Genomic DNA, 10,895 nt, shown 5'->3' with positions numbered 1-10,895 from the left:
GCGGGCCACACCGAGGTGCCGAGCGCATCGGTGATCCTCGACGACCCCAACCTGCTGTTCGTCAACGCCGGCATGGTCCAGTTCGTGCCGTACTTCCTGGGCGCCCGCACCCCGCCGTACTCGACGGCCACCAGCATCCAGAAGTGCATCCGCACGCCCGACATCGACGAGGTCGGCATCACCACCCGGCACAACACCTTCTTCCAGATGGCGGGCAACTTCTCGTTCGGCGACTACTTCAAGCGCGGCGCCATCGAGCTGGCGTGGACCCTGCTGACCAACGGCGTGTCCGAGGGCGGCTACGGGCTGGACCCCGAAAGAATCTGGACGACGGTCTATTTCGACGACGACGAGGCCGTCCGGCTGTGGCAGGAGATCGCCGGCCTGCCGGCCGAGCGGATCCAGCGCCGCGGCATGGAGGACAACTACTGGTCCATGGGGATCCCCGGGCCGTGCGGCCCGTCCTCGGAGATCTACTACGACCGCGGGGAAGAGTGCGGGGTCGGCGGCGGCCCGGTGGCCAACGAAGACCGCTATATCGAGATCTGGAACCTCGTGTTCATGCAGAACGAACGCGGCGAGGGCACCGGCAAGACCGACTTCGAGATCCTGGGGCCGTTGCCCCGCAAGAACATTGACACCGGCATGGGCGTCGAGCGGGTGGCGTTCATCCTGCAGGGCGTGCACAACGTCTACGAGACCGACCTGCTGCGGCCGGTCATAGAAACTGTGGCCGCGGTGGCCGCCCGTCCCTACGACGTGGGCAATCACTCCGACGACGTGCGCTACCGGGTGATCGCCGACCACAGCCGCACCGCGGCGATCCTGATCGGCGACGGCGTCACCCCGGGCAACGACGGGCGCGGCTACGTGCTGCGCCGGCTGCTGCGCCGGGTGATCCGGTCGGCCAAGCTCCTCGACATCGAGGGACCCATCGTCGGCGAGCTGATGACCACCGTGCGCGACGCGATGGGCCCGTCGTACCCCGAACTGGTCGCCGACTTCAGCCGGATCAGGCGCATCGCCGTCGCCGAGGAGACCGCCTTCAACCGCACGCTGGCGGCGGGCTCCAAGCTGTTCGACGAGGTGGCCGGCACCACCAAGGCCGCCGGGACCAAGGCGATCTCCGGCTCGGACGCCTTCACGCTGCACGACACCTACGGCTTCCCCATCGAGTTGACCCTGGAGATGGCCGCCGACGCCGGCCTGCAGGTCGACGAGATCGGCTTCCGGGAACTGATGGCCGAGCAGCGGCGCCGGGCGAAGGCGGACGCCGCCGCCCGCAAGCACGCGCACGCCGACCTGAGCGCCTACCGGGAGCTGGTCGACGCCGGGCCCACCGAATTCACCGGCTTCGACGAATTGTCGTCGGAGGCAAAGATTCTCGGAATCTTCGTCGACGGTAAGCGGGTGCCGGTCGTCACCCACGGCGCGCAAACGGAAGGGGCGGGCGCGCGGCAGGTCGAGCTCGTGCTCGACCGCACCCCGCTCTACGCCGAGTCCGGCGGGCAGATCGCCGACGAGGGCACCATCAGCGGGACGGGGGCCGGCGAGAGCGCCCGTGCGGCGGTCACCGACGTGCAGAAGATCGCAAAAACCCTGTGGGTGCACCGGGTCAACGTCGAATCCGGCGAATTCGTCGAGGGCGACACCGTCGTCGCGGCGGTCGACCCGGAATGGCGCCGCGGGGCCACGCAGGGGCATTCGGGCACCCACATGGTGCACGCCGCGCTGCGACAAGTGCTGGGCCCCAACGCCGTCCAGGCCGGGTCGCTGAACCGCCCCGGCTACCTTCGATTCGACTTCAACTGGCAGGGCCCGCTGTCCGACGAGCAGCGCACCCAGGTCGAGGAGGTCACCAACGAGGCCGTGCAGGCCGACTTCGAGGTGCACACGTTCCTCGAGCGGCTGGACAAGGCCAAGGCCATGGGCGCGATGGCGATGTTCGGCGAGGCCTACCCGGACGAGGTCCGCGTGGTGGAGATCGGCGGGCCGTTCTCGCTGGAGCTCTGCGGTGGGACCCACGTGCACAACTCGGCCCAGATCGGGCCGGTCACCATCCTTGGCGAATCGTCGGTCGGCTCGGGGGTGCGCCGGGTGGAGGCTTACGTGGGGCTGGACTCGTTCCGCCACCTGGCGAAAGAACGCGCCCTGATGGCCGGGCTGGCGTCGTCGCTGAAGGTGCCGTCCGACGAGGTGCCCGCCCGGGTGGCCGGCCTGGTGGAGCGGCTCAAGGCCGCCGAGAAGGAGCTCGAACGCGCGCGGCTGGCCGGCGCGCGTGCCGCCGCGACCAACGCCGCGGCCGGCGCGGAGCGTATCGGTAACGTCCGTGTGGTGGCGCAACGGATGTCCGCGGGGATGACGGCGGGCGACCTGCGCTCCCTGGTGGGCGACATCCGCGGCAAGCTGGGCAGCGAGCCCGCGGTGGTGGCGCTGATCGCGGAGGGCGAGGGCGGCAGCGTGCCGTACGCGGTCGCCGCGAACCCCGCCGCCCAGGACCTCGGAATCCGCGCCAACGACCTGATCAAGCAGCTGGCTGCGACCGTCGACGGCCGCGGTGGCGGCAAGCCGGACCTGGCGCAGGGCGCCGGGAAGGATCCGACCCGCATCGACGCGGCGCTCGACGCGCTCCGCTCCGAGATAGCGCGGGTCGGCTGAGTGGTCCCCGCACAGCATCGCCTGCCCGACCGGCCCGGCGACCCCGACCAGGATCCCGGACGCGGCCGACGGATGGGCGTCGACGTCGGCAGCGTGCGCATCGGTGTCGCCTGCAGCGACCCCGACGGCATCCTGGCCACCCCGGTGGAAACCGTGCGGCGCGACCGGTCCGGCAAGCACGTGCGGCGACTGGCCGAGCTGGCCGCCGAGCTCGGGGCGGTCGAGGTGGTCGTCGGGTTGCCGCGGACGCTGGCCGACCGCACGGGGCCCTCGGCGCTCGACGCCATGGAGCTGGCCGACACCCTGGGCCAGCGGATCGCCCCCACGCCCGTCCGACTGGCCGACGAGCGGCTGACCACGGTGAGCGCGCAGCGTTCGCTGCGCGCGGCCGGCGTCCGGGCCAGAGAGCAGCGCGCGGTGATCGACCAGGCGGCCGCGGTGGCCATCCTGCAGAGCTGGCTCGACCAGCGTCGCGCCACCCTGGCTGCGGGGGAGCCCGCCGATGGTTGACAGCGCACGGCGCCAACGGGCCGAGCCCGAAGCGGTCGGTCCGTCCCGGAAAAAGAGTCGCGTCGCCCGGAACCAGGCCGAACGGGGACGCCGCCGCCGGCGGTTCGCCGGCAAGATCGTGCTCGCGGTCGTGGCCGTCGTCGTCCTGGTGGGAGTCTTCGTCGGCGCCAAGCTCTGGCACACGGTGTTCGGGGCCGGCGACGACTACACCGGAGACGGCAAGCGCGACATCGTGATTCAGATCAAGGACGGTGACTCGACCACGATGGTCGGGGAGACGCTGCAGCACGAGCAGGTGATCAAGACCGTCCGGGCCTTCGTCAACGCCGCGCACGGCAACAGCAAGATCTCCTCGATCCAGCCCGGCTATTACCGGATGCGGACCGAAATCCCGGCGGCCAACGCGGTCGCGCGGCTGGCCGACCCGAACAACAGGGTGGGCCGGCTGGTGATCCCCGAGGGCCGCCAGCTCGACGACACCACCGACATGAAGACCAACAAGGTGACCCCGGGCATCCTGACACTGATCTCCCGCGCCACGTGCGTGACCCTGGACGGCGACCAGCACTGCGTGGCGGTCGAGGAGCTGCGGGCGGCGGCGACCAACAGCACCCCCGCGGCGCTGGCGGTGCCGCCGTGGGCCGTCGAGCCGTTCACCGAGCTCGGCAAGGACCATCGCCGGATCGAGGGGCTGATCGCACCGGGAACCTTCAACGTCGACCCCTCCGCGTCGGCCGAGACCATCCTGTCCGGCCTGATCAGCGCCGGCGCGGTCGAGTACATGAAGTCCGGGCTGGTGGACACCGCGCAGACCATGGGCCTGTCGCCCTACGACATCCTGGTGGTGGCCTCGCTGGTGGAGCAGGAATCCAAATCCCAGGACTTCGCGAAGGTCGCCCAGGTCATCTACAACCGGCTACACGCCCACCACACGCTGGAATTCGACTCGACGGTCAACTACCCGTTGGACCGCCGCGAGGTGGCCACCACCGACGCCGACCGCGCCCAGAAGACACCGTGGAACACCTACGTGTCGCAGGGGCTGCCCGCGACGGCGATCTGTTCGCCCGGTGTCGACGCCCTGCACGCCGCCGAGCACCCCGAGCCCGGTGACTGGTTGTACTTCGTCACCATCGACGCCCAGGGGACGACGCTGTTCACCAAGGATTATCAGCAGCACCTGGCCAATATCGAGCTGGCTAAGCGCAACGGTGTCCTCGACTCGGCCCGTTAGCGCGCCCGGTCCGGGCGCTGGACCCCGCAAGGCGGCGGTGCTCGGCAAGCCGATCGCCCACTCGAAGTCCCCGCAATTGCACCTGGCCGCCTACCGGGCGCTGGGCCTGCACGACTGGACCTACGAGCGCATCGAGTGCGACGCCGAGCAGCTGCCCGCGGTGGTCGGCGGGTTCGGCCCCGAGTGGGTCGGGGTGTCGGTGACCATGCCGGGCAAGTTCGCCGCGTTGCGGTTCGCCGACGAGCGCACCGAACGGGCCGAGCGGGTGGGTTCGGCCAACACCCTGGTCCGCACGCCGGCGGGCTGGCTGGCCGACAACACCGACATCGACGGCGTGAGCGGGGCGCTCGGGTCACAAGGGCTGGCCTCACAAGGGGAGGTGGCCGGCCCTGCGCTGGTGTGCGGATCGGGCGGCACCGCGCCCGCGGCCGTCCTGGGGCTGGCCCAACTGGGCGTCGCCGCCATCACCGTCGTCGCGCGCAACCGCGACAAGGCGGCCCGGCTGGTGGACCTCGGCACGGGCGCCGGGGTCGCGACGCGGTTCGTGAACATCGACGATGCCGGCCTATCCGCGGCGGTGGCCGGCGCGGAGGTGCTGGTCAGCACCATCCCCGCGGACGTCGCGGCGCGGTACGCGGACACCTTCGCGCCGATCCCGGTGCTGCTCGACGCCGTCTACGACCCGTGGCCGACGCCGCTGGCCGCCGCGGTGGCCGCCGCCGGCGGCCGCGTCATCAGCGGGCTGCAGATGCTGCTGCACCAGGCGTTCACCCAGGTCGAGTTGTTCACAGGGCTCCCGGCGCCGCGCGAGGCCATGGCCGCGTCCCTCGGCTAGCGTCCCGCGACATGCGGATGACGGCGGCGCTCGCGGTTCTGGCCTGGCTTGCGGTGTTGAGCGGTTACGACGTCCGCGAGCGCCGGTTACCGAATCTGCTGACGCTGCCCGGGGCCGGGGTGATCCTGCTGGTGGCCGCCGTGGCCGGGCACGGCTGGCCGGCGCTGGCCGGGGCGGCCGCGCTGACCGCGGTCTATCTGCCGGTGCACCTGGTGGCGCCGGCGGGACTGGGGGCCGGGGACGTCAAGCTGGCGATCGGCCTGGGCGCGCTGGCCGGCTGCTTCGGCGCCGCGGTGTGGTTCCTGGCGGCGCTGGCCGCGCCGCTGCTGACCATGGCGTGGGCCGTGGCGGGCCGGCTCGCCGGCCGGGCGGGCGCCGCGGCGGTGCCGCACGGCCCGTCGATGTGCGTGGCCACCGCCGTCGCGATCGGGCTGATCCTCGTCTGAGCCCCGGCGACGCGCGGATTTAAGCCCGCCCGGGCGCACATGGGAAGATGGTCGGGTGTTGCGCTGGATCACCGCCGGGGAGTCACATGGCCGTGCGTTGGTGGCATTGCTGGAAGGCATGGTCGCCGGCGTGCAGGTCAACTCGACCGAGATCGCCGACCAACTGGCCCGCCGCCGGCTCGGTTACGGCCGCGGCGCGCGGATGAAGTTCGAACGCGACGCGGTCACCGTGCTGTCCGGGGTGCGCCACGGCATCACGCTGGGCGGCCCCATCGCCATCGAGATCGGCAATACCGAGTGGCCCAAGTGGGAGACCGTGATGGCGCCCGACCCGGTCGGCCCGGAGCGAGCCGCCGACCTGCAGAACTCGGCCCGCAACGAACCGCTCACCCGGCCGCGGCCCGGCCACGCCGATTACGCGGGCATGCTCAAGTTCGGCTTCGACGACGCCCGGCCGGTGCTGGAGCGGGCCAGCGCCCGCGAGACCGCCGCCCGCGTCGCGGCCGGCACGGTCGCCCGCTCGTTCCTGCGCCAGGCGCTCGGCGTCGACGTGCTTTCCCACGTCATCGCGATCGGCCCCTCGGCGCCCTACGACGGCCCGCCCCCGCGCCCGGAAGACCTGCCCGCGATCGACGACAGCCCGGTGCGCGCCTTCGACAAGACCGCCGAGGAGGCGATGATCGCCGAGATCGAGGCGGCCAAGAAGGACGGCGACACCCTCGGCGGCGTGGTCGAGGTGGTGGCCGTCGGCCTGCCGGTCGGGCTGGGCTCGTTCACCAGCGGCGACAACCGGCTGGACAGCCAGCTCGCGGCCGCGGTCATGGGCATCCAGGCCATCAAGGGCGTGGAGATCGGCGACGGCTTCGAGACGGCGCGCCGCCGCGGCAGCCGCGCCCACGACGAGATGTATCCCGGGCCCGACGGTGTCGTCCGCTCGACCAACCGCGCCGGCGGCCTCGAGGGCGGCATGACCAACGGCCAGCCGCTGCGGGTGCGCGCCGCGATGAAACCCATCTCCACCGTGCCGCGGGCGCTGGCCACCGTCGACATGGCGACCGGCGGCGAGGCCGTCGCCATCCACCAGCGGTCCGACGTCTGCGCGGTGCCGGCGGCCGGCGTCGTGGTCGAGGCCATGGTGGCGTTGGTGCTGGCCCGGGCGGCGCTGGAGAAGTTCGGCGGCGACTCGCTCACCGAGACCCGACGCAACATCGAGGCGTATCAGCGCGCGGTGGCCGACCGGGAGTCGCCGGCCGCGCGGGGTACCGCGTGATGGCCCCCAGGGCCGTACTCGTCGGGCTGCCGGGCTCGGGCAAGTCCACCATCGGCCGGCGGCTGGCAAAGGCGCTCGGCGTCGAGTTCCTCGACACCGACGCCGCGATCGAGCAGCGGGCCGGCCGCACCATCGCCGACATCTTCGCCACCGACGGCGAGCGGGAGTTCCGCCGCATCGAGGAGGACGCGGTGCGTGCCGCGCTGGCCGACCACGACGGCGTGGTGTCGCTCGGCGGCGGGGCCGTTACCAGCCCCGGGGTCTGCGACGCGCTCGCCGGCCACACCGTGATCTACCTGGAGATCAGCGCCAACGAGGGCGTGCGGCGCACCGGCGGCGGCGCCGTGCGCCCGCTGCTGGCCGGGCCCGACCGCGCCGAGAAGTACAAAACCCTGATGGCGCAACGCGTCCCGCTGTACCGGCGAGTCTCGACCATCCGCGTCGACACCAACCGCCGCAACCCGGGGGCGGTGGTGCGCTACATCGTGTCGAGGCTGCAGACACCGGAGAACGCCCACGCGGAGGCCGCGCCGTGACCGCGCCGGTCACGGTGCAGGTGGCCGTCGACCCGCCCTACCCGGTGGTCATCGGCACCGACTTGGGCGACCAGCTGGTCGAACTCCTCTGTGACCGGCACCGGGTGGCCGTCGTGCACCAACCCGTGCTGGCACACACCGCCGAAGCGATCCGAAGCCGCCTGGCCGACAAGGGCGTCGACGCGCACCGCATCGAGATTCCCGACGCCGAGGCCGGGAAGGACCTGCCGGTGGTCGGCTTCCTCTGGGAGGTGTTCGGCCGCATCGGGATCGACCGCAAAGACGCCGTGGTCAGCCTCGGCGGCGGCGCCGCCACCGACGTCGCCGGCTTCGCGGCGGCCACCTGGCTGCGCGGCGTCGACATCGTCCACGTCCCCACCACGTTGCTCGGCATGGTCGACGCGGCCGTCGGCGGCAAGACGGGCATCAACACCGACGCGGGCAAGAACCTGGTGGGCGCGTTCCACCAGCCGCTCGCGGTGTTCGTCGACTTGGCGACCCTGGAAACGTTGCCGCACAACGAACTCGTCGCCGGGATGGCCGAGGTGGTCAAGGCGGGTTTCATCGCCGACCCGGTGATCCTCGATCTCATCGAGGCCGACCCGCGGGCCGCCGTGGACCCCGCGGGCAACGTGCTGCCGGAGCTGATCCGGCGCTCGATCGCCGTCAAGGCGCGGGTCGTCGCCGCCGACGAGAAGGAGTCCGAACTGCGCGAAATCCTGAACTACGGCCACACGTTGGCGCACGCGATCGAGCGCAGGGAGCGCTACGAGTGGCGCCACGGCGCCGCGGTGTCGGTGGGCCTGGTGTTCGCCGCGGAGCTGGCGCGGCTGGCCGGCCGGCTCGACGACGCGACCGCGCAGCGCCACCGCACGGTCCTGTCGGCGCTCGGGCTGCCGGTCGGTTACGACGCCGACGCGCTGCCGCAGCTGCTGGAATACATGGCTCAGGACAAGAAGTCCCGCGCCGGTGTGCTGAGGTTCGTGGTCCTCGACGGCCTGGCCAAGCCGGGGCGGCTGGCCGGGCCGGACCCGGCGCTGCTGGCGGCGGCGTACGACGGGATAGCTTCGTGAGGGCCAACGTCGGCGTGCAAGTCATCAATGGCCCGAACCTGGGCCGGCTGGGTCGCCGCGAGCCCGACGTGTACGGGGACACCACGCACGAGGAACTGGCCGCGCTGATCGAGCGGGAGGCCGCCGCGCTCGGCCTGGAAGCCGTTGTGCGGCAAAGCGACAGCGAAGCCCAGCTGCTGGACTGGATTCATGCCGCGGCCGACGCGGGCGAACCCGTGATCCTCAACGCCGGTGGCCTCACCCACACCTCCGTCGCGCTGCGCGACGCCTGCGCCGAGCTGCGCGCGCCGCTGATCGAGGTGCATATCTCCAATGTGCATGCCCGCGAGGAGTTTCGGCGCCACTCGTACCTCAGCCCGGTCGCGACCGGGGTCATCGTCGGGCTGGGGATCCAGGGCTACCTGCTCGCCCTGCGCTACCTGGCGGACACCGCCAAGCGCTAAAGCCGTGCCCTAACCCTTGTCCGGGTCCGGCTTGGCGGGCTCGTCGCCGACCTTGCGGATCACCTCGGTCTTGGGATCGTCCTCGGTCTTGGCGATCGTCTCGGTGGGGGCGTCACGCTCGACAGCTTCCGTGGGGGCATCCCGCTCGGCCGTCGCGACCGCCGCGGTCCGCTCCTCGTGCTGCGCTGCGGCCGCCGGGATCTCCCCGGTCGGCGCGTCATCGCCGCGGACCGCCGAGAACACGTCGGTGTCGCCGTCTCGCCCCTGCTTGACGCCAAGGCCGTGGCGCTTCTCCGGCTCCTTCTCGTACTGCCGGTCCACCCGCCAGCGGCCGACGGTGACGCCGATGATCCCGGGCAGGAACACGCACAGCGCGGTGAACGCCGCGAACGTGGTCACCTCGTTGATCAGGCCGCCGGTGTAGAGACCCTTGTACACGAGCGCGATGAGCCAAGAGACGGCGCCGGACAGCACGCCGGCCACCAGGCCGGCCAGCAGCCAGGTCATCGCCAGATCGCGGCGCCGGTCCGGGTCCGGGTTGGCGACGGCGTCGGCCCGGCCGTCGAAAACCCCCCACACGGCCACGCCGATTATGAACAGAAGCAGCAGCACCACGCTAAAGAGCCCGGCCTGCGTCTGCCACGCGTTGATCAACGCCCCCTGGAACAAGCGAACGACGACCATCGCCGCGGCGTACACCAATCCGCGCAGCATCCAGTTAGTCATGGGCAATCAGCGTAGCGAGTACCGTCAAGGGTCGTGACACATTCTCAGCGTCGGGACAACCTGAAAGCGCAAATCGTGGCCGTCGGACTGGACGCCATGCTGGTCAGCGACCTGCACAACGTGCGCTACCTGTCCGGTTTCACCGGATCCAACGGCGCGTTGCTGGTGTTCGCCGACGATCGCGACCCGGTGCTGGCCACCGACGGCCGGTATCGCACCCAGGCCGCCGAACAGGCGCCGGGGCTCGAGATCGCCATCGAGCGGGCCCTCGGGCGGCATCTGGTCGGCCGGGCCGCCGAGGGCGGCGTGGGGAGGCTGGGGTTCGAGAGCAATGTGGTCACCGTCGACGCGTTCGACGCCCTGACCGGCGAGCTCGGCGAGCGCAAGGCGGACACGGAGCTGGTGCGGGCTGCGGGAACCGTCGAGGCGCTGCGTGAGGTCAAGGACGACGGTGAGGTGGCGCTGCTGCGGCTGGCCTGCGAGGCGGCCGATGCCGCGCTCGCGGAGTTGGTGCAGCGCGGCGGCCTGCGGCCCGGGCGGACCGAGCGCGAGGTGAGCCGGGAGCTGGAGTCCCTGATGCTCGACCACGGCGCCGATGCGATCTCGTTCGAGACCATCGTGGCGGCCGGCGCGAACTCGGCGATCCCGCACCATCGCCCCACCGACGCGCCGCTGGCGGCGGGCGACTTCGTCAAGATCGACTTCGGCGCGCTGGTGGCCGGCTATCACTCCGACATGACGCGCACGTTCGTGCTCGGCAAGGCCGCCGATTGGCAACTGGAGATCTACCAGCTGGTCGCCGACGCACAGCGGGCGGGCCGGGAGGCGCTGCGGCCGGGCGCGAGCCTGCGCGACGTCGACGGCGCGGCGCGGCGGATGATCGTCGACGCGGGGTACGGCGAGCAGTTCGGTCACGGGCTGGGGCACGGGGTGGGGTTGCAGATCCACGAGGCGCCGGGGATCGGGGCCACCTCCACGGGCACCCTGCTGGCGGGTTCGGTGGTCACCGTCGAGCCGGGCGTCTACCTCCCCGGCCGCGGCGGCGTGCGCATCGAGGACACCCTGGTCGTGCCCGACGAGGCGGCGGCGACCGGCGATCGCGCACCGGAACTGCTGACCAGGTTTCCCAAGGAGCTGGCCGTTCTCGGCTAGCCAACCGGGGCA

The 10,895-nt window shown here is 71.9% G+C and carries 11 protein-coding genes; 10 read left to right on the top strand and 1 reads right to left on the bottom strand.

What is annotated here, in order from left to right; translation table 11 throughout:
• The 9 genes from alaS to aroQ all read left to right on the top strand — a co-directional run.
• A partial coding sequence (gene alaS, locus A9X04_RS18895) for an alanine--tRNA ligase (RefSeq protein ID WP_067923734.1) occupies positions 1–2,658 on the top strand: 2,658 nt, incomplete at its 5' end.
• Complete coding sequence (gene ruvX / locus A9X04_RS18890) at positions 2,659–3,168, top strand: Holliday junction resolvase RuvX (RefSeq protein ID WP_067923719.1); 510 nt, start codon at positions 2,659–2,661, stop codon at positions 3,166–3,168.
• A complete protein-coding gene (gene mltG, locus A9X04_RS18885; protein WP_067923716.1) occupies positions 3,161–4,402 on the top strand; it encodes an endolytic transglycosylase MltG in 1,242 nt (413 codons plus the stop codon). The genes ruvX and mltG overlap by 8 nt, the downstream gene beginning before the upstream one ends.
• On the top strand, positions 4,380–5,237 hold the full coding sequence (locus A9X04_RS18880) for a shikimate dehydrogenase (RefSeq protein ID WP_067923713.1): 858 nt from the start codon (positions 4,380–4,382) through the stop codon (positions 5,235–5,237). Before mltG ends, A9X04_RS18880 begins: the two co-directional genes overlap by 23 nt.
• Positions 5,238–5,248: 11 nt before the next feature.
• Positions 5,249–5,683: an A24 family peptidase gene (locus A9X04_RS18875; protein ID WP_067923710.1), complete on the top strand. Its 435-nt coding sequence runs from the start codon at positions 5,249–5,251 to the stop codon at positions 5,681–5,683.
• A 55-nt stretch (positions 5,684–5,738) separates the two neighbouring features.
• Positions 5,739–6,953, top strand: coding sequence for a chorismate synthase (gene aroC / locus A9X04_RS18870; protein ID WP_067923707.1), 1,215 nt, complete (start codon positions 5,739–5,741; stop codon positions 6,951–6,953).
• Positions 6,953–7,489: a shikimate kinase gene (locus tag A9X04_RS18865; protein ID WP_067923704.1), complete on the top strand. Its 537-nt coding sequence runs from the start codon at positions 6,953–6,955 to the stop codon at positions 7,487–7,489. The genes aroC and A9X04_RS18865 overlap by 1 nt, the downstream gene beginning before the upstream one ends.
• Positions 7,486–8,562, top strand: coding sequence for a 3-dehydroquinate synthase (gene aroB, locus A9X04_RS18860; RefSeq protein WP_067923701.1), 1,077 nt, complete (start codon positions 7,486–7,488; stop codon positions 8,560–8,562). Before A9X04_RS18865 ends, aroB begins: the two co-directional genes overlap by 4 nt.
• A gap of 14 nt (positions 8,563–8,576) precedes the next feature.
• Positions 8,577–9,005 carry a type II 3-dehydroquinate dehydratase gene (aroQ, locus tag A9X04_RS18855; RefSeq protein ID WP_102419861.1) on the top strand — a complete coding sequence of 143 codons (429 nt, stop codon included), beginning with the start codon at positions 8,577–8,579 and terminating at the stop codon, positions 9,003–9,005.
• A 9-nt stretch (positions 9,006–9,014) separates the two neighbouring features.
• On the opposite strand, the gene A9X04_RS18850 is transcribed toward aroQ, so the two are convergent.
• Complete coding sequence (locus A9X04_RS18850; RefSeq protein ID WP_067923695.1) at positions 9,015–9,731, bottom strand: B-4DMT family transporter; 717 nt, start codon at positions 9,729–9,731, stop codon at positions 9,015–9,017.
• Positions 9,732–9,764: 33 nt separating this feature from the next.
• Between A9X04_RS18850 and A9X04_RS18845 the strand changes: the two genes are divergently transcribed.
• Positions 9,765–10,883 carry a Xaa-Pro peptidase family protein gene (locus A9X04_RS18845; protein ID WP_067923692.1) on the top strand — a complete coding sequence of 373 codons (1,119 nt, stop codon included), beginning with the start codon at positions 9,765–9,767 and terminating at the stop codon, positions 10,881–10,883.
• The last annotated feature ends 12 nt before the right edge of the window (positions 10,884–10,895 follow it).

This window comes from Mycobacterium sp. E3247 (genome assembly GCF_001667785.1).
GTDB lineage: Bacteria > Actinomycetota > Actinomycetes > Mycobacteriales > Mycobacteriaceae > Mycobacterium.
The sequence above is the reverse complement of the archived record's forward strand: the minus strand, read 5'-3'. Positions and strand labels throughout refer to the sequence as shown.

Excerpts from the sequence above, each read along its gene's own strand:
- mltG (WP_067923716.1), top strand. The coding sequence starts at position 3,161 with ATGGTTGACAGCGCACGGCGCCAACGGGCCGAGCCCGAAGCGGTCGGT.
- A9X04_RS18875 (WP_067923710.1), top strand. The coding sequence starts at position 5,249 with ATGCGGATGACGGCGGCGCTCGCGGTTCTGGCCTGGCTTGCGGTGTTG.
- A9X04_RS18865 (WP_067923704.1), top strand. The coding sequence starts at position 6,953 with ATGGCCCCCAGGGCCGTACTCGTCGGGCTGCCGGGCTCGGGCAAGTCC.
- A9X04_RS18850 (WP_067923695.1), bottom strand. The coding sequence starts at position 9,731 with ATGACTAACTGGATGCTGCGCGGATTGGTGTACGCCGCGGCGATGGTC.